The organism is Hymenobacter sediminis (assembly GCF_003231285.1).
In the GTDB taxonomy this organism is placed as follows: domain Bacteria; phylum Bacteroidota; class Bacteroidia; order Cytophagales; family Hymenobacteraceae; genus Hymenobacter; species Hymenobacter sediminis.
The window spans coordinates 185481-203836 of the sequence record NZ_QKNS01000003.1; the positions used below are offsets into that span (position 1 = coordinate 185481).

Sequence of the window (18356 nt, forward strand, 5' to 3'; positions counted from 1 at the left end):
AAGTACGAAACCTACTGTGTCGTTTGGTTTATGCCCAAGTTAAGGCTTTGTAAAGCCATAGTTACCGAAGTGTTACTCCTGGCTACACCTGTTGAGCTGTGGTCTTAGATGTGATAAAAAACGCGTCGGCATAGAAGCTCTTTACCCCCGTAGCTAAGCCCAACTGCTACCCCCCGACGATGGTTGGTGTGCGGTACAAGTGCGCCGTATCGCCTACATTCGCTTTTATGCGCTACCCCATCTTTTCCGCTGTTCTGCTGCTGGCGGCCACGGCCTGCGTCCCGCTGGGCACGCCCATCACTGACCCCAACGCCGCACGCCGGCCTGCTACCCCCGGCCAGCAAACGCCCGAATACTACGCCAACAAAACCCTCCGCTACGAAGATGCTGTTTACGACCCCAACGTGCGCACCGTGCAGTGCTACGTGCCCACCGGGCAGGTAAACGAAGTGTTTAATCCGCCGGTGGTGCCGTTGGCGCAGGGCCAGTCGCCGGTGCTGGAGTTTGATGTGCTGGGTGGCCAAGGGCAGCGCCTCACGGCCAAGCTGGTACATTGCGACCTGAACTGGCAGCCCTCCGTTTTGACGGACATGCAGTTCCTGTCGGAAATCAATGAGCAGACTATTACCGATTACCGCGCCTCCGTCAGTACCAAAGTGCCCTACTACCACTACCGCGTCCGGATGCCGCGCGTCAAGCTTTCGGGCAATTATCTGTGGGTAGTGCAGGGGGCGGGCGGTACGCCGCTTCTCTCGCGGCGGGTGCTGGTGTTTGAAGAGGGCGGGGTGCAAGTGTACCTGCGCCAGGGTATTCCGGTGGCGGGGCAGGAGCGCTACACCCTGCAACAACTGGATTTTGGTATCCGCTACAACATGCAGTTGGTGAACCCGGCCCAAGAAGTGAAGGTGGTATTGCGCCAGAACTACCGCTGGGACAATGCCAAGTACAACCTGCGCCCCACTTTCGTGCGCGACGCGGAGCGCCAGCTTGACTACCAGTATTTCAACTTCGAAAATGCCTTCCCGGCCCTGAGTGAGTTCCGCTTCTTTGATTTGCGCACGTTCCGCTCCTTGGGCATAGGTGTGGCCCGCATTGATGCCGAGGCCAGCCCCCGCGCCGCGCTGCTACAACCTGAAGCCACCCGCAACGGACAGGCTTATTCTCAGTACGACGACATCAATGGGCAGCGCGTGATTGAAAGCCGCGAGTACGGCAACGGTGCTACCAACGCCGACTACCTCGACGTGACCTTCCAACTCCGGGCTGAGCAGCCCGCCCCGGGGCCGGTGTACGTGCTGGGCGCGCTTTCCGACTGGCAGTTCAAGGATGAGTTCAAGCTCACCTACGACGCCGCCGCGCAGCAATACACCGGCCACGCCCTACTAAAGCAAGGCTACTACAATTACCTCTACGCTGTGCAAACACCCCAGGGCCCCAACAGCGTGTATTGGGAGGGTAGCCACCAAGAAACTGAAAACCGCTACGACCTGCTGGTGTACTACCGTCCGCCCGGCACCCGCACCGACCTGCTCGTCGGCTATCAGACGGTTAATGTAAACGGCCGCCAGCCCTAACCTAGTAGGCCATACATATAACAGCGGCGCATCCAAGAAATGGGTGCGCCGCTGTTTGCTGAAGGGAGTGCAGTTCTGGAATATAATTACGGGTGGTTCTGGCGTACTATCGTAATGTTGTTATTGCCTTCCTGGAGTGTAGTGCTGCTTTGTCCGGAAAGGCCCTGGTAGGTTTCGGCGGTATTGAGAATGCCAGTTTGCTGCTGGCGGGCAAAGCTGTTGAAGCTATCCTGCTGAATATAGGCATCGTTGCCATTGCCTAAGCTGGTTTGGTAAGCCTGGTTATCGTTGCCTACTTGGATGCTGGTAGCGGCGTTTAGAGCACCATCACTTTGCACCTGCTCCACGGTATTGCGGTTACCGGTCTGGGTAGCGCTAGCAGTGTTCTCGGCGTATGATTGCCGCTGTGATAAACTATTACCGTTGCCTGTCTGAATGCCGGAGGCTGTTTGATTAAAATCGGTCTGCTCCTGGTAGGAGGTATTGCGGTTGCCGGTTGTAAGAAGAGTAACCGTGTTGCCGCTGCCTGATTGTCGCTGCTCCGCGTCGTTATTATTCCCCACCTGCGTAATAAAGGCGCTCAACTGTCGGCCTACCTGGCTTTGCGTGGCGCTGTTACGGTCACCAATCTGCACGGCTGAGGCCTCGCCCTGCCCGGTCTGTTCCTGCACGATGTCGTTGTTGTTGCCGGTTTGAGTAGCCGTCAGGCTGCCACCAAAGAATATTCCTACCTGCTCTTGCGTCTGGCTGATGGTATTGCGGTTGCCGTTCTGGGTAGCGGTAGCCTGGTATCTGGAGCCATCCTGGGTTTGCTCAATGGTGTTGCGGTTGCCGGCTTGCGTGGCGGTGGCTGTGTTGCCTCCTCCATCCTGTATCACGGCAATAGCGTTCAGGCGGCCCGTTTGGGTATCGGTAGCTGTGTGGCCGCTACCTACCTGTTGAACAGTAGTTAGGTTTTGCTGGGCCCGGGCAGCACCCACACTTAGAACGGCCGCGCCCAGGAAAAGGCTTAAGGTCTTTTTCATAGTACACAGAGCTAGAGGTGAGAATATGATGCTATGTAATAAATTATATTAAATATAAAAATAATATTATTATATTGAACTTGTACTTCATTTAGAACCCTAATTCACCAAAACGGCTCTGCTTCCCGTACCAGAACAACTACACCTTCCGGTAGAAGCTATGTCGCTGTATAATTTGATTCTGGTGGTGTTGGGTATTGCCATTCTGGGCGTTGCCTGGCTGCCTTCTCTGCTCAAAAAGTATCCGCTGTCCTATCCCATCCTGTTCGTCGGGCTGGGGGCGCTGGTGTTCAGCCTGCCGCTGGGCCTACCCAACCCCGACCCCATAGAGCACTCCGGCTTCACCATGCACCTGACGGAAATCTGCGTGACGGTGGCCCTTACTGGCACCGGCCTCAAGATTGACCGGCGTTTTTCCCTCTACCGCTGGCGGGCCCCCCTACAGTTGGTATTGGTGCTGATGATTATCACCATTGGAGTGTTTATGGTGGTAGCATGGCGCCTGGGCGGGTTGCTGCCTGCCTCTGCCGTGCTACTGGCCGCTACCCTGGCACCCACCGACCCCGTGCTGGCCGGCGACGTGCAGGTTGGGAAGCCTGGCGAGGGTAGGGAAGACAACGTGCGGTTCGCCCTCACTGGTGAAGCCGGTCTGAATGACGGCTTAGCCTTCCCGTTCGTGCATTTGGCGGTGGCGCTGCTCCCCATGGCTGCGCTACCCCTTGCTGAAGGGCTGGTGCACTGGGCCTGGATGGATGTGCTCTACCGCACCGCTATGGGCGTACTGGCCGGCTGGCTGGCTGGTCGGGCGCTTTCCTTTCTGATTTTTGATTTGCCCCACCGCGTCAGCATCAACCCAGAGGCTTATGGCTTTGTGGCGCTAGCCGTCACACTCACGGCCTACGGCATTACGGAACTGGTGCATGGCTACGGATTTCTGGCCGTGTTTGTGGCCGCCGTTACGCTGCGCACCCACGAGCGAAGCCACGAGTACCACACCGAGATGCACGAATTCACGGACCAGTTGGAGCGTCTGTTTATCGTCGTGATTCTGATTTTGTTTGGGGGGGCTTTGGCCCGCGGGCTGCTGGCGCCGCTGACCTGGGGCGGCGCGGCGCTGGGGCTGTTTCTGCTACTGGTGCTGCGGCCGCTAGGAGGCATCCTGACGCTGGGACGCAGCCGCGTAACCTGGCCCGAGCGGCTGGTAATCTCCTTTTTCGGAATCCGGGGTATTGGCTCCTTTTTCTACCTGGCCTACGCTCTGCACGAAGCCGATTTCGCTAACGGCCGGGAACTGTGGGCCATTACCGGTTTCACGGTGCTCACGTCCATTGTGCTGCACGGCGTGCTGGCTACCCCGGTAATGGACTGGCTGGACCGCCGCCACGGCCGACCCACCGCCGTAGAGCTGGAAGAACAAATGCAGGAAGAAGCGAGCGAAAAACAAACGGGCTGACTCGGCACGGAATTGGTCTGGCGAATAACGACCCTGTAACCTTGTGGCCGTGGAGCTTCGTTGCAGGCGTATCCCTACCCCAATTTCTGTATCAACCTCTCCCGCCTATGCAACCTACCCTCGCTTCTGTACTATATGCCGGCACCACACTGACTCTGCTGCTGCCGCTGAGCGGCTCCCGCCCGGCTTCCACTGTTCCAGTGGCTCCCGTTGCTCCGGCCGTTGCACCCGTGCAAGGTGCCCAGCCCGATCCGCAGGTTATTGCCCAATTCGGCCTGCTTGATAACGCTAAGCTGCAAACCTACATTGATCAGAAAGGCATGCAGATGGGCCGGATTTCTGACCGCCCCGCCGACGTAAAAGGCTTTACCGTCGTCGATTCACCCATCATCAATGCCTTTGCTACCCCCGATGGGCACGTGTACTTCACCCGCGGTATTCTGGCTCACTTCAACAATGAGGCACAGTTCAGCGGAGTGCTGGGCCACGAAATCGGCCATATTACGGCTCGCCACGGGCAGAAGCAGCAGACCCGCTCCACTATTGCCAACATCGGCCTGATTCTGGGCTCAGTCGTAGCCCCGCGGGTGATGCAGTCGGTGGGCGGCGTGGTGCAGCAGGGCGTGGGCCTGGGGCTGCTCAAGTATGGCCGCGACGCCGAAAACGAGTCGGATGTGCTGGGGGTGAAATATTCCAGCAAAATCGGCTACGACCCGGCTTCCATGGCCGACTTTTTCCTGACCCTGCAGCGCACTGAGCAGCAGAGTGGAGCCGCCGGCGTGCCTACCTTCCTTTCTACCCACCCCAACTCCGCCGACCGTTACCAGCGCGTGAAAAAACTGGCCGTGCAGGCCGAGCAGCAAGCCGGCCGCCAGTTAGCCGTCAACCGCGACCAGTACCTGCGCATGATTGAAGGCCTGCCCTACGGCGATAACCCGCGCGAAGGCTACGTAGAAAATAGCGTGTTTTACCACCCCGAGTTGAAGTTTCAGTTTCCGCTCCCGAGCGGGTGGCAAAGCCAGAATTCGCCTAGCCAGTTCCAGATGGCTGAGCCCAACGGCAAGGCCGTAATCGTGCTACTGCCAGCCGGCAACAAAGGCCTAGATGAAACGGCTCAGGCCCTGGCCCAGCAGCTCAACCTCCAAAACGCCCAGGCCAACCGCACTACTATCAATGGCTTTCAGGCCGTGGCTATCCAAGGCGACCAAGTGGGGCAAGATCAGCAAACCGGCCAACAGGGCATCACGGCCCGTACACTTTCCTACCTCATCCAGGACGGCCAAAGCGTCTATGCCTTCGTGGGCCTGACCTCGCCTTCGGCATTTAATACCTACGCTCCGCAGTTCCAGCGCACGGCCCAAGGCTACAAGCGCCTCACCGATGCCGCCAAGCTCAATAAGCAGCCGGAGCGCATCCGCATTAAAACTGCTAAAGCCGGCCAAACGCTGGCTCAGGCTCTCACTGCCAATGGTGTGCCCGCTAAGCGTCACGAGGAACTAGCCATCGTGAATGGCATGAAAACTACTGATAAAATGTCGGCTGGTATGCTGTTTAAGGTAGTAGGGAAGTAAATGTATCGTAAAGCGAAATGTGAGCTAGGCTTCGAGTTTTTCGAGGCCTAGCTTTTCTATAAATAATTGTATAGCCGTCACCGTATAAATAATCCAAATATCATCTCCCATTGGCAGCTTCGGAATAAAATCTTTTTCCTCGTAAGAGTTTGCTATTCCTAGAATAGAGTTTGCAAAGTGGAGCACAATCATATGGGGCTCCTCTCGGTAAACATCGCAGCTAGTAATATAGCTAATACTGCAGGTTGTAGTAATTATATTAGTTTTATAGCCATAAACTTCATATTTTATTAACTCAGTGCCAATATATTGTTGCCATATATGTTCATTGTATCTAAACTTATCATTTAACACGACAAATGATTTTGTTGATACACTTAATGTATACTGATGCCATCCCTTGACGGAATCCCAGGAAATATAAATCGACTTTTGATTGTCAAAAATTAATTCGAGCTGAAATCCAATGATATCAATTTCCTTACTGTCACTAAGTACATAATCGGGTTCATATTCGTAGAAAAAATAATCGGATAGGTTGCTACCCATAATCTCATCAAGTGAGGATGTAAGGTGTTTTTTTAAAAGTCCTAGACTCATTTTAGCTATTATGCAGATCAAAAATAAAATTAAAAGCGCCCCGGCCGAACCATTCGACCGGGGCGCTTAAGTTACGGAGCAGCGGCTGCAAACGCAGGGCTAGGCTTTCTTCACGAATTCGGTTTTGATGACCAGCATGCTACCCCCAGCTTTGCCTTCAATCTCGGCGGGGCTGTTGGTGAGGCGAATGTTCTTGACCACAGTGCCGCGCTTGAGCGCCTGTGCCATGCCTTTCACCTTTAGATCTTTGGTGATGGTAACCGAGTCGCCGTCGTTGAGCAGGTTGCCGTTGCTGTCTTTTACGTCCATGAGTAGGGTAGGGAATGCGTAATTACACGTTGAAGCGGAAGTGCATGATGTCGCCGTCCTGCACCACGTATTCCTTGCCTTCCACAGCCATTTTACCAGCTTCCTTAATCTTGGCTTCCGAGCGGTACTGCTCGTAGTCGGCCAGCTTAATTACCTCGGCCCGGATGAAGCCCTTCTCGAAGTCGGAGTGGATAACGCCAGCGGCAGCGGGTGCTTTGTCGCCGCGGTGTACCGTCCAGGCACGCACTTCCTTCACGCCGGCGGTGAAGTAAGTAATCAGGTTCAGTAACTCGTAAGACGCGCGGATCAGCTTGTTCAGGCCCGATTCGGTGAGGCCGTACTCGCCCAGGAACATGGCCTTTTCCTCGGGGTCGTCCATTTCGGCAATCTGCGACTCGATGGCGGCCGACACGATAACCACCTGAGCGTTTTCTGATTTTACGTGTTCCCGCAGGGCTTCTACGTAGGCGTTGCCATTGGTCGGGATGCTGGCCTCGTCCACGTTGGCCACGTAAATTACGGGCTTGATGGTGAGCAGCTGCAGGTCGGCTACGGCTTCCAATTCTTCCTCCGAGGCGTCGAGCGAGCGGGCATTGTGGCCGGCTTCCAGGTGTTGCTTGAAGCGAGTGAGGGCGGCTACCTCTTTTTTAGCCTGAGCGTCGCCGCTCTTAGCCGAACGCTCCGACTTCGCCAGCTTCTTGTCGATGCTTTCCAGGTCCTTGAGCTGCAGCTCCGTGTCGATAACGTCCTTGTCAAATACGGGGTCAACGCCGCCAGCTACGTGCACAATGTTGGGGTCGTCGAAGCAGCGCACTACGTGGATAATGGCATCTACCTCCCGGATGTTAGCTAGGAACTTGTTGCCCAGTCCTTCACCCTTGGAAGCGCCCTTTACCAGGCCGGCAATGTCCACAAACTCAATGATTGTAGGTACTACGCGCTCCGGCTTCACGATTTCCTCCAGAATGGTGAGGCGCGGATCGGGCACGGTAATCACGCCTACGTTCGGCTCGATGGTGCAGAAGGGGTAGTTGGCCGACTCGGCCTTGGCGTTAGAAAGAGCGTTGAACAGCGTGGATTTGCCCACGTTCGGCAGGCCGACGATACCGCAGCGGAGACCCATATGACGGTGAAATAGTAAGTTAGTGAAATGGCGAGTTGGGCGGGGGGCGCAATTCGTGGCGCAAAGGTACGGGGCTTTTTCGGGGAAAGCACGGCCGGTTTCTGCTTCAGCTCCGGAACGCAAGCTCCCATCGGGCCGCTCAGGGGCAATGTTTGAGCGGCAGGAGGGGGTAGGGGCAAATGCAAAAACGGTGCGCCCGGCCGAAGCCAGGCGCACCGTGCAAGAGGAAGCTGAAAATCTGAGGAGTAACGAGTGTTTCGCTAGGCTTCCGGGTAATAAGTTAGTAGGCGTCGTCGGTGCGGTTGTAGTTGCCTTCCCGTTCGTCGTAGGCGGGGCGAGGGCGGTCCAGCTCGGCTACCTCTTCGGGAGTCAACAGCTCTTCGCGCACGAAATCAACGGCGTCTTGCAGGGCATCGACAAACTTGAGGAAATCCTCTTTGTAGAGGAAAATCTTGTGCTTCTCGTAGGAGAAAGTATCGTCGTCGCGTAGGCGACGCTTGCTTTCCGTAATGGTCAGATAGTAATCCTGGCCGCGGGTAGCTTTCACGTCAAAAAAGTACGTGCGCTTGCCGGCTTTAATGCGCTGGGAATAGATTTCTTCCTGGTCGTGACGGTCTTCCACAGTTCCTTCCGGTAAATTTTTGTTATTCCAAGATGATTGAAGTTCAGCGCAAAATACGTGCTTTCAGTCAGATATAAAAATTTGAAGTCTGGCTTTTTCCTTTTCCGAGGCACTGGCCCCGAAAACCCGGTAAGGTGTGAAAAATATGCCGTATACGCCGTGTTAGCTCTCTGATTAGGCGGCTGGTATAAAAGCAAGATTAATATCCTGAATAATATATATAAACGCCGCTACGTTTCATCCTTCTTGTTCCAGTTTAGATGTTCTGCTTAAGCCTGAGCTTGCAGAACAGTGACAACGGGCGCTAGCTGGCACTCTCTCCCCGGCAACATGGATGACCTTGGAGGCTTGAGTGGACAATAGAACCGGGGCCAGCTTGGTGTTGTTGCCTGCACAAGATGCCTGCCCCGTGGGTTTCCTCGTACCTTAGGGCTGCTTTCCGCCGTTTGCTACCCCGCTGTTATGGCCCAACCCCTCGATTTAGCCGCTATCCGCTCGTTCGAAAACCTGGAGTTTTTGGCCCGCCAACTGGTGGAAGGGTTCATTACGGGCCTGCACCAGTCGCCCTACCACGGGTTTTCGGTGGAATTCTCGGAGCACCGGCTTTACAACCCCGGCGAAAGCACCCGCCACCTCGACTGGAAGGTATTTGCGCGCACCGATAAGTTGTTTGTGAAGCGCTACGAAGAGGAAACCAACCTGCGCTGCCACCTGCTGCTTGATGTCAGCCCCAGTATGTATTACCCCGCACCCACCCACGATAAACTGCGGTTTTCGGTGCTGTGCGCGGCGGCCATTACCACGCTGCTCCAGAAGCAGCGCGACGCCGTAGGGCTGGTTACCTTCTCCGATCAGGTGGAGTTGCAAACGCCGGTGCGCTCTACCAGCACCCACCGCCACACCCTGCTCCTGACGCTGCAGCAGTTGCTAGAGCGCCCCGCTACCCCTGGCCGCACCCGCACCGATGTGTCGGGCGTTATTCACGCCATTGCCCAGCAAATCCCGAAACGCTCCTTGGTGGTGTTGTTTTCGGATATGTTGGGGAGAGCCCCCGAGGAGCAAACTGAAACCCTGGCTGCGCTGCAGCACCTGCGCCACCAGCACCACGAGGTACTGCTCTTTCATATTATGGACCGGGGCACGGAAGCTGATTTCAACTTCCAGGATCGGCCCTACCTCTTCGAGGACCTCGAAACCGGCCAGACGGTGAAGCTGCAGCCTGCCCAGGTGCGCGAGCAGTACCAGGCCACCATGCGCCGCTACGAGCAAGAGCTGGCCTTGCGCTGTGGTCAGTATAAAATTGACTTTGTGCCCGTTGATATCCGGGAGCCGTTTGATAAAGTGCTGTACGCCTACCTGGTAAAGCGCGGCAAAGCCCGGTAGCCTTTTTTCTTATTTCAGTCCGCCTTCGTGCCGCATGAATCTCATCGACATACTTTTCCCTTTTCTGTTCATCTGCCCGTTGTCGGCCGTCATGACGGTGTACATTGCCCATATGTACGGCCGGCGCTTCTGGCCCTGGCTGTTGTTTGGGTTGTTCGTGCCGTTGCTTTCCACGTTTGTGGCCATTGCCCTGGGCATTCGCGACGCCCGGCGTAATGAGGCTGCCGGCAAAACGGAGGAATAGCGCCTACCCCGGTACGTTGTCTAAGGACTGCCAGAGGTACTTGCTGGCCAGGGTCCGGTAGGGGCGCCACGGTTCGGCCAGCTCTATCATGCGCTTGAGTAGGGCGCGGCCGGTTTCCTGCAGGCCATAGTGGCGGCGCATGGCGTTCTGAATGCCCAGGTCGCCTTCCGGAAATACGTCGGGCTGGTCAAGGGCAAACATCTGGAGCATCTGAGCCGTCCAGCGGCCTACCCCTTTAATTTGGGTGAGGTGCTGGGTAAACTCTTCCTCTGAAAGCTGGCTAAGGTGGGTATGGTCGAGCTGGTCGCGCTGGGCAAAATCGGCAATGGCGCGCAGGTAGCCTGCTTTCTGACGCGAGATGCCCGCCGCCCGCAAGTCTTCATCGGAAAGCAGCACCAGAGCTGCCGGCTCAGGGTAGCCCTCAGGCGGAAACAGGGCCTGCACCTTCCGCCAAATGGCCGCCGCCGCTTTTGTAGAAATCTGCTGACTTACAATGGCCCGCAGCAGGGCCAGATACAGATCTTCGTGGGCAGAAGGCAGAATAGGGCGGCCCTGGCTGATGAGTTGAGCCAGCACCGGGTCGGCCTGCATGAGGTGCTGGAGGGCTGGGTTGGAAGAGGCAGAAAGGGTAGGAGCGGACATGAGATGAGCAAGAGGTGGGAGCTAGGCCAGCACAATATCCTGGGGAAACGTCGGAATCGAAACCTCCCCCAGCAGTTCTCCCGTGAACGATAGTCGCAGGCCGCTGAGGTTGCGGCCATAATAGGCTCCTGTGTCAATATAAAGGGCGTTAGCGGCCGCATCGAAGGTAGGAGCGCCCGTATCGGTGGGGGTGTGGCCCACCACTTGCCGCCGGCCTACATTGCGCAACGGGCCCCTACGCCAGAGCACCCCATCCATGTTTTCGGCATCGAGGGGGGTAGGGGTTTCGGCAAAGCCGGCGTGGCTGACCAGCACATGGTCGTTTTCCCAGGTGAAAGGGCGCTGACTTAGCCAGGCCAGGTGTTGGCCCAGCATTTCCGGGCGACCCTGATACTGCTGCATGGTAGCGCGGCCACCCCAACCCAGCCAGGGTGTGTTAGGCCCGTTAGGGCCAAAATGCTTGAGCATTTCGTGCTCGTGGTTGCCCATCAGAAACACCGTACGGCCAGGATACTGCCGCTCCACCTCCAGAGCCAGCTGCACGCACTCCGGTCCAAAACGACCCCGATCTACCAGGTCGCCGGTTTGTACCAGTAATTCTTCCTGGGGCTGCCAGTACCCCAGCAACTCCCGAAATGTATAGTAGCAGCCGTGTACATCGCCAATCAGAAAGAGGTTGTGGTTCATGAAATGAGGAGAGGTAGCCAGATAGAACGCAAAATCAGCTTGGATGCTAATGAGCTGACGCCGGACCGGCCGAGTTGCTAAGCCCTAATTTCTTAACCAATGGGCCAATAGTAAGTCCTTGCACGATGATACTGAAAATCACAACCACATAGGTTACCCCCACAATCAGGTCGCGCGGCATTGATTCGGGTAGCGACAGGGCCAGCGCTACTGAAATGCCGCCCCGTAAGCCACCCCAGGTAAGCACGCGCAGGGTAGGCCGGTCGAAACTGTACCGACGACGAAGCAGGCCAAGAGGTAAGGCCACCGAAACCAGACGGGCTAGCAGCACTACCACAATGGCTACGGCCCCAACCAGCAGAATAGTGCGGTTGATATCGAGTACCAGCATTTCGAGGCCGATGAGCACGAAAAGCACGGCGTTCAGAATCTCATCAAGTATTTCCCAGAACTTATCCAGGTATTCACGCGTCAGGTCCGACATGCCCTGAGCGCGCCCTTTGTCACCCACAATCAGCCCGGCTACTACCACGGCGAGCGGCCCCGATGTATGCAGAAGCGTGGCCAGTGCCGTGGTACCCATCACCAAGGCAAGTGTAAGCAGCACTTCTACTTTGTAGTTATCTATACTGCGAAGCGCCCAGAAGGTGATGTAGCCCAGCACTATTCCTAACAATACCCCGCCTACTGCTTCGCGCAGAAACAGCGCGCCGATGACACCCGGTGTTGCCTGCTCAGCGCCGTACTGGGCAATCTGGAAGAGGCTCACGAACACGACTACCGCAATGCCATCGTTAAAAAGCGACTCGCCAACAATCCTGATTTCCAGATTGGGCGCTATACGGGCCTCCTTCAGAATACCAAGCACTGCTATCGGGTCGGTAGGCGAAATGAGGGCGCCAAATAGCAGGCAATAAATGAAATGAGCCTGTAAGCCCACCAGCGGCAGCAGCCAGTATAGGGCCCCTGCTACCAGCACCGTCGAAAGTAGCGTTCCAACTACAGCCATGGCTCCTACCGCTCCCCGTTCCTGACCTAGGGCGCGCACATCTACATGGATGGCTCCCGCAAACAGCAGGAAGCTCAGCATCACCTGCATCAGTACCGTGTGGAAGTCAATGGTCCGTACTAGCTGGCTTACCGCCAGTACCCACGAAACGCCTAAACGGCCCAGCCCCACAACTAGCAACGACGACACTAGGGCCAGTACCATGAGGCCTATGGTACTCGGCAGACGTAGGAACCGGTAATTGATGTAGCCAAATAAGGCGGCTGCCACCACAATCAGGGCAAATGTGTTGTATAACTCCATCAAAAGCAGCAGGGCGAATAATGACAAACCTATATGCCAGAACGCGTATCGGGAGCCTGAGGTTAAAATACTCTAGGTTCTCGATACGCGTTCGGGTATTTATTGCTGGAAGAGCAGCTGCGGATTATAGAGCGGCTAACGTCTGTTCCACACGGCTAATCATAGCATCGTCGATATCCAGGTGGGTTACGAAGCGAATCATCTGGGGGCCGAAGGATGACGCCCGAATTCCTTGCTGCTCCAACTGGGCCAGGAACTGCTCGGCGGGGGTAGTGTCCTGCAAGCGGAAAATAACCAGGTTGGTTTCTACCGGCATAACCTCTGCTACATAGCTCTGAGCGGCCAGGGTGGTACCCAACTGCTGAGCACGGCGGTGGTCATCAGCTAGGCGCTCCACGTTGTGCTCAAGGGCGTAGAGGCCTGCGGCGGCCAGGTAGCCGGCCTGGCGCATGCCACCGCCCATTACCTTCCGGATGCGCTTGGTTTTCTGGATAAACTGCTTGCTGCCCAGCAGCACCGAGCCCACCGGCGTACCCAAGCCCTTGCTTAGGCATACGGAAATAGTGTCGAAGATGCGGCCGTACTCCTGCCCTGACTGGCCGGTAGCAACCAACGCGTTGAAGATGCGGGCTCCATCGAGGTGCAGCGCAATCTGGTGGCGGCGGGCTACCTCAGCAATAGCCTCCAACTCCGAAAGCTCGTAGCAGCTGCCGCCGCCGCGGTTGTGGGTGTTTTCCAGCGAAATCAGGCTGGTAGTGGGGTAGTGCACGTTCACGGGCCGAATGGCGGCCTCTACCTGCGCAGCTGAAAGGCGGCCCCGATTACCGGGCAGCAGCGCTACTGAGGCTCCTGAGTGGAAGGCAATACCACCTACTTCCCACAAATAAATATGGGAGTTCTGCTCACAAATCACCTCCGATAAAGGCTCCGTATGGGCCTTGATGGCAATTTGGTTGGTCATGGTGCCGGAAGGGCAGAATAGGCCGGCCTCCAGCCCGAAACGGGCTGCTGCTTCCTGCTCCAAGGCCCGCACGGTGGGGTCTTCTTCGTACACATCGTCGCCCACACGGGCCTGGAACATGGCTTCCAGCATGGCCGGAGTAGGGCGCGTTACGGTGTCAGAACGCAGGTCAATTACGGAATCAGTCATGGGGTTATGGTAGGGAAAAGCGGGAAAGGTTTCCCGGTTTCAAATTTAGTCGTTACTTTTGCCCCTCAATTTACTAGAAGACCTAAACCGACCCGGAAAAATGACCGTTACCCGTCTGAAGCGGAAGCACCGCAAGAACATTGCCCGCGCTAACAACAAGCAGCGCGTTATTAAGCAACTGCTCCTCACCCCCGTTCTGAAGAACGTGGACCTCGACGAGCTGAAGTCCCGCTTCACCAAGACCGAAACCGCCGCTTAGTCAGCCGCATTTCGCGTCTGGTGCGCCTACCCCGGTGTCGGTGGGTACTAACCAGAGCTTTCAAAAGCGCCTTTCCCTTTGGGGAGAGGCGCTTTTTTAGTTTGGTACATTCGGCTTATTTCGGCCCTAGCTCAATCACCTGTAGCTGCTGCACTTTGCCCGCCGCCACTTCAAACCGCAGCAGGGTGCGCACTTTATGAAAGCCGTGACGACCCGCCGCGCCGGGGTTGAGGTGGAGCAAACCCAGGCGCGGGTCGGGCATTACTTTCAGAATGTGAGAGTGTCCGCTGATAAACAGGCCGGGGCGCTCCTGTTGTACCAGGGCGCGGCCGGCGGGGCTGTAATGACCAGGGTACCCGCCAATGTGCGTCATCAGCACGCGCAGGCCCTCTACCTCAAAATTTTGCACCAGCGGCTGAGTGCGCCGCACATCCTGGCCATCAATGTTGCCATACACGCCGCGCAAGGGGGCTATAGTTTCCAGCGTTTCAGCCACCTCGGCCGTCCCAAAGTCGCCGGCGTGCCATATTTCGTCGCAGCCGCGCAAATGGTGCACTATCCGGTCATCGAGGTAGCTGTGGGTGTCAGAAAGTAGGCCTATTTTCTTCATGAAAGCGAAGGTAGAGGGATATTATTGGTGGGATAAGGGTGGAAGAGTAACGGATTAGGCAGGCTACAGATACAGTTATGTTTATACTAGTAGGCCCTTATCTGGCTACCAACTACCAAGGTCTAACTACCCCCTGATACAACACAACCGCTAACATCCCGTATCTTGCCCGACCCCCGGTGCTTTCGTTTCCGGGGAAATATGCTGTGTTTTGCAGCATCCCGCCTGAGTCCCCTTTTTGCCCTCTCCAGATTACCCCGCGATGAACGTTTTCATCAACGATATTCCGCTGATTATCAAGAAAAACAGCGAGAAGATATACAAGCACAAGTACGACCTGATTCTGAATCCGGAGGATGAGTTCATCTCGAAGGATCTGGTAGGCGACGTGCTCGTGCGCGACGTGACGGACGTGTTTGTGGACCGGTTGCTGCGCCTCATGGAAGTAAAAAAGCTGAAGAAGCTCACTTCCCTGACCCTACTGGCCCGCAAGAAAAAACGCCTGATTCTACACCTCAAGGATCAGTTCAAGATTGTGAAAGCTGCCGGCGGACTGGTGGTGCAGGATGGTAAGATTCTGATGATCTTCCGCCTGGGTAAATGGGATTTGCCGAAGGGCAAGCTCAAGAAAGAAGAAGACCCCGTGCTGGGGGCCCTGCGAGAAGTAGAAGAGGAGTGCAACATTAAGGTAGAAATAGGGGAGAAGCTGCCCAGCACCTGGCATTCCTACGCCTACAACGGCAACAAAATCCTGAAAAAAACGAACTGGTACATCATGCGCTGCCTCGATGACTCGCTGATGAAGCCCCAGGCCGAAGAGTACATCGAGGAAGTGCGGTGGATGACCCCGCAGGATGCCTTGGCCGTTCTAGATGAGTCGTACGCCAGCATTGCGCTGGTAGTTCGCCATTACCTGAGCGAAACTGCCGGCCAAGCCCCCGCCGACCAGGAGTCAGCAAATTGATCTTAGTTCGCCTTGCCTATGCTTCGTATCTGCTACCTACCCCTGCTACTATTGTTAGGCCTGGCCGCCTGCTCTGGTTCGCAAACGGTATCGGAGGCGAACATGCCCACGACCCAGCCGGCTGCCTCGCCTCCTGCCGCGGTTGATGTGCCCGCCCTCATGGGCCGCAATATTGATCAAATACGGCGAGTGCTCGGCAATCCGCGCGAAACCCAGGACCAGAAAGTTGGTCCTGAGCCGACTGCTGAGCAGATGAAGGCCACGAAAGGCGAAGACTGGATTAACACCTTCGAGCGCAACGGCGTTACCATTGTGGCTACGTTCAATGCCCGCAACCGCAAAGTGCGCGACTTGGTGCTAATCGGTACCGATGAGGACGAAATTCTGCAGAAAGGCAACCTGAGTCTGACGGCCAGCGAGTACATCGTCCTACCCGTAGTCAACCCCCAGAACAACCGCGAAATTGTAGGGATGCGCATAGTGGACCGTAAGTAATCCCTACCCCCTTCATAACAGAAAAGGCCCGCTGACAAATCAGTGGGCCTTTTCTGTTAGCCGATATGCTTTACTGAGCAACGGGGGGTAGGGCGAAGGGTACGAAATCATCAACGTTACCCCCGAAGCGGTGAATTTCCCGAATAATGGTGCTGCTAATAGCTGCCAGGGCCGGAGAAGTAATCAAAAACACCGTTTCCAGCTCCGGATTGACGTGGCGGTTGGCCTGGGCAATGGTGTTTTCGTACTCGAAGTCGGTGGTGTTGCGCAGGCCCCGCAGCAGAAACCGGGCCCCCACCTCGCGGGCAAAATCGGCAGTAAGGCCTTTGTACGCCTGCACCGACACGCGCGGCTCGTCGCGGAAAACTTCCTGAATCATTTCTATCATCTGCTCCACGGGAAGGTAGCGCTGCTTGCTGCTGTTGTTGCCAATGGCAATGATGACCTCATCGAACAGCGCCGCACCTCGCCGTACTACATCCAAGTGACCATTGGTAAAGGGGTCGAAGGAGCCAGGGAAAAGAGCAATTCTCATAGCAGAAAACAGAGGTAGAATATTAGCCAGGAGCCAAACAGAGCACTGTGCTCAGACGCTTCTTAGGCCTCGTAGACCGTAAAGATTGTTGTCGACAACAAGCCCGTCATGCGGAATGCCGTGAAGCATCGCGCGTGCTGATGTTAGATTACCATTGCCACGTCAGCACGCGCGATGTCTCGACAAGCTCGGAACGGAGTTCTTTTAGCTGCCTTTCCATATGCCCTAGCACAGATGCAGGGCGTACAACTCGAAGTAGCGGTACTCGAATACGTCGTTGAGGCGGTAGCTGTAGCCCAGATCGTAGGGGCGGTTGCCGAAGCGAATATTGCGGATGTACTTGCGCAGGATAGTGAACAGCTCCGAGTCGTGAGTAAGGTCGCCCCAAACCGTTACCACGTCCTGATCGGGGTTAAGCTGCAACTCCTGCATCACCAGAATGGTGTAGTAGATTAGGTCTTCGGGGGTGCTGAACGGAAACACGTTGCAGAGTTCCGGCTGCTTGTCGCGCATGGCCAGCAGGGTTACTTCCTGGTGGCTGATGCTGAGATAGATGCGTCGGGCGCCGCTCTGCTCATTTTGGTGGGCAACGCCTTCCAGCAAAGCGCTGGTATGATGCAGGAGCCGTCCTTCGGGGTAAGTCGCCTGAAACCATTCGGCCAGGCCCCGCTCGGCGGCAAAAATGCTGGTGATTTCCAGGCCCGAATGAGTATAGTGCTGCACCCGTTCGCGCTGCAAATCAATGTTATGGTGCAGGCGCAGATAGGCGGCCTCATCACCGGCCCGGAACAGTGAGGCCGGCAGCAGCGTGAAATGGCGGTTCTGCACGGCCAAGTGTACCCGATTCCAGCCGGTGCGGCCAACTACCTCCTGTTCAGCCGCCAGGGCCTGTAGCTGGGCGGCCAGAGGGGTAGCAGCATCGGGGGCGGCGTAGTCTTCCAGGGCCACAAATTTGTTACGCCGCACATCGGCCACGCCCACGCGCACCCCCGCCGGACCGGCCATCAGGTACAGGTTGTAGGCAGATGGATTGTCCAGGTCCAAGGTTTCGTCGTGCAGGCGCTGCAGGGCAGTCGGGGGCATCAGAACGGAAGTGGACATAGGCGAGGCGGAAGAAGTAAGCACAGGGAAAGAACTAGAGCAAAAGCCGCTAAAGGTACGCAGGCGCCGCCCGACTCGAAAGCACCATTGGGCACCTACCGGGCTAAACGGCCCCAACCCGCGCAAATTTCCGCCGCCCTACCCCTGGCAGCAGCCTAAAGGCTCCTCTTATTGAAAGCGCGTCTGGGGGATGAACACGTCGTCGGGGCTGATGATGTCGCGCAGGACTGGGTGCACCTGAGTGGGTAGCAACTGGCCCAGCTGGCGGGGCGTTACGAACTCCAGGTGGGTAAGCAGCTGAGCGTCGGCGGCATGCTCGGGGTCGAGGCCCAGGCGAGGGGTAGCATCGGGGTTGAGCGGGCGCACCTCGAAGAACAGCTCGAGTGCTTGCAGGCCGGGGCTGTGAAACTCATGCAAGTGTAAAAAGCGCCCTACAGTAACCTCCAGGCCCGTTTCTTCGGCAAACTCCCGCGCCAGGCATTCCTGAAGGGTTTCCCCAAACTGCCACCCTCCACCAGGCGGCGACCAGAACGGCAAGTTGTTGGGAAGCAGGCCGCGGTGGGCCGTAAGCAGCAGGGCATCTTCCTGCACCAGCAGGCCGCACACCCGCACCCGCGCTACCCCGGCGTAAGCCTCCAGCAAAGAGGCAGAAGGAACAGTAGTACGAAAGTCAGTCATAACAAAAGCTCGGCCCCGG

Annotated in this window: 21 protein-coding genes; 8 read left to right on the plus strand and 13 right to left on the minus strand. The window is 56.5% G+C overall.

What is annotated here, in order from left to right; all coding sequences use genetic code 11:
• Positions 1–227: 227 nt before the first annotated feature.
• Entirely contained in the window at positions 228–1574 is a 1347-nt protein-coding gene (locus tag DNI29_RS09860; protein ID WP_162303569.1) for a type IX secretion system plug protein, read from the plus strand.
• Positions 1575–1660: 86 nt separating this feature from the next.
• Here DNI29_RS09860 and DNI29_RS09865 read toward each other — a convergent pair whose 3' ends face one another.
• Positions 1661–2599: a hypothetical protein gene (locus DNI29_RS09865; RefSeq protein WP_110977940.1), complete on the minus strand. Its 939-nt coding sequence runs from the start codon at positions 2597–2599 to the stop codon at positions 1661–1663.
• 160 nt (positions 2600–2759) lie between these two features.
• Here DNI29_RS09865 and DNI29_RS09870 point away from each other — a divergent pair, with 160 nt between their 5' ends.
• Complete coding sequence (locus tag DNI29_RS09870; protein WP_110977941.1) at positions 2760–4052, plus strand: cation:proton antiporter; 1293 nt, start codon at positions 2760–2762, stop codon at positions 4050–4052.
• Between the two features lie 107 nt (positions 4053–4159).
• Positions 4160–5623, plus strand: coding sequence for a M48 family metalloprotease (locus DNI29_RS09875; RefSeq protein WP_110977942.1), 1464 nt, complete (start codon positions 4160–4162; stop codon positions 5621–5623).
• 24 nt (positions 5624–5647) lie between these two features.
• Here the strand turns inward: DNI29_RS09875 and DNI29_RS09880 are convergent, their stop codons facing one another.
• The 4 genes from DNI29_RS09880 to DNI29_RS09895 form a co-directional block, all read right to left on the minus strand.
• Complete coding sequence (locus DNI29_RS09880; RefSeq protein ID WP_110977943.1) at positions 5648–6223, minus strand: hypothetical protein; 576 nt, start codon at positions 6221–6223, stop codon at positions 5648–5650.
• 99 nt (positions 6224–6322) lie between these two features.
• On the minus strand, positions 6323–6532 hold the full coding sequence (locus DNI29_RS09885; protein ID WP_110977944.1) for an alkylphosphonate utilization protein: 210 nt from the start codon (positions 6530–6532) through the stop codon (positions 6323–6325).
• A gap of 22 nt (positions 6533–6554) precedes the next feature.
• Positions 6555–7655: a redox-regulated ATPase YchF gene (ychF, locus tag DNI29_RS09890; protein ID WP_110977945.1), complete on the minus strand. Its 1101-nt coding sequence runs from the start codon at positions 7653–7655 to the stop codon at positions 6555–6557.
• 280 nt (positions 7656–7935) lie between these two features.
• A complete protein-coding gene (locus DNI29_RS09895; RefSeq protein WP_110977946.1) occupies positions 7936–8277 on the minus strand; it encodes a DUF3276 family protein in 342 nt (113 codons plus the stop codon).
• Positions 8278–8739: 462 nt separating this feature from the next.
• On the opposite strand from DNI29_RS09895, the gene DNI29_RS09900 reads away from it, so the two are divergent.
• Positions 8740–9660: a DUF58 domain-containing protein gene (locus DNI29_RS09900; RefSeq protein ID WP_110977947.1), complete on the plus strand. Its 921-nt coding sequence runs from the start codon at positions 8740–8742 to the stop codon at positions 9658–9660.
• Between the two features lie 34 nt (positions 9661–9694).
• Positions 9695–9904, plus strand: a complete 210-nt coding sequence (locus tag DNI29_RS24115) for a hypothetical protein (protein WP_123823191.1) — start codon at positions 9695–9697, stop codon at positions 9902–9904.
• 3 nt (positions 9905–9907) lie between these two features.
• On the opposite strand, the gene DNI29_RS09905 is transcribed toward DNI29_RS24115, so the two are convergent.
• The 4 genes from DNI29_RS09905 to DNI29_RS09920 all read right to left on the minus strand — a co-directional run bounded on the left by DNI29_RS09905 (position 9908) and on the right by DNI29_RS09920 (position 13695).
• Positions 9908–10546 (minus strand): DNA-3-methyladenine glycosylase family protein, encoded by a 639-nt coding sequence (locus tag DNI29_RS09905; RefSeq protein ID WP_110977948.1) that lies wholly within the window; start codon positions 10544–10546, stop codon positions 9908–9910.
• 21 nt (positions 10547–10567) lie between these two features.
• Positions 10568–11233 (minus strand): metallophosphoesterase, encoded by a 666-nt coding sequence (locus DNI29_RS09910; RefSeq protein ID WP_110977949.1) that lies wholly within the window; start codon positions 11231–11233, stop codon positions 10568–10570.
• Positions 11234–11279: 46 nt separating this feature from the next.
• Positions 11280–12545 carry a cation:proton antiporter gene (locus DNI29_RS09915; protein ID WP_110977950.1) on the minus strand — a complete coding sequence of 422 codons (1266 nt, stop codon included), beginning with the start codon at positions 12543–12545 and terminating at the stop codon, positions 11280–11282.
• 124 nt (positions 12546–12669) lie between these two features.
• Positions 12670–13695 carry a threonine aldolase family protein gene (locus tag DNI29_RS09920; protein WP_110977951.1) on the minus strand — a complete coding sequence of 342 codons (1026 nt, stop codon included), beginning with the start codon at positions 13693–13695 and terminating at the stop codon, positions 12670–12672.
• Between the two features lie 100 nt (positions 13696–13795).
• On the opposite strand from DNI29_RS09920, the gene DNI29_RS24730 reads away from it, so the two are divergent.
• Entirely contained in the window at positions 13796–13954 is a 159-nt protein-coding gene (locus DNI29_RS24730; protein ID WP_202910420.1) for a hypothetical protein, read from the plus strand.
• A 115-nt stretch (positions 13955–14069) separates the two neighbouring features.
• On the opposite strand, the gene DNI29_RS09925 is transcribed toward DNI29_RS24730, so the two are convergent.
• On the minus strand, positions 14070–14564 hold the full coding sequence (locus tag DNI29_RS09925; RefSeq protein WP_110977952.1) for a metallophosphoesterase family protein: 495 nt from the start codon (positions 14562–14564) through the stop codon (positions 14070–14072).
• A 262-nt stretch (positions 14565–14826) separates the two neighbouring features.
• Here DNI29_RS09925 and DNI29_RS09930 point away from each other — a divergent pair, with 262 nt between their 5' ends.
• Both DNI29_RS09930 and DNI29_RS09935 read left to right on the plus strand, forming a co-directional pair.
• On the plus strand, positions 14827–15528 hold the full coding sequence (locus DNI29_RS09930; RefSeq protein ID WP_110977953.1) for an NUDIX hydrolase: 702 nt from the start codon (positions 14827–14829) through the stop codon (positions 15526–15528).
• 18 nt (positions 15529–15546) lie between these two features.
• Entirely contained in the window at positions 15547–16023 is a 477-nt protein-coding gene (locus DNI29_RS09935; RefSeq protein WP_110977954.1) for a hypothetical protein, read from the plus strand.
• Between the two features lie 70 nt (positions 16024–16093).
• Here the strand turns inward: DNI29_RS09935 and coaD are convergent, their stop codons facing one another.
• From coaD to DNI29_RS09950, 3 genes are all read right to left on the minus strand, one after another.
• On the minus strand, positions 16094–16558 hold the full coding sequence (gene coaD, locus DNI29_RS09940; RefSeq protein ID WP_110977955.1) for a pantetheine-phosphate adenylyltransferase: 465 nt from the start codon (positions 16556–16558) through the stop codon (positions 16094–16096).
• A 225-nt stretch (positions 16559–16783) separates the two neighbouring features.
• The gene (locus DNI29_RS09945; RefSeq protein WP_110977956.1) at positions 16784–17659 is read right to left on the minus strand and encodes a DUF3822 family protein; all 876 of its coding nucleotides are present in this window, start codon (positions 17657–17659) and stop codon (positions 16784–16786) included.
• A gap of 168 nt (positions 17660–17827) precedes the next feature.
• Positions 17828–18337 carry an NUDIX domain-containing protein gene (locus DNI29_RS09950; protein ID WP_110977957.1) on the minus strand — a complete coding sequence of 170 codons (510 nt, stop codon included), beginning with the start codon at positions 18335–18337 and terminating at the stop codon, positions 17828–17830.
• Positions 18338–18356 lie beyond the last annotated feature (19 nt).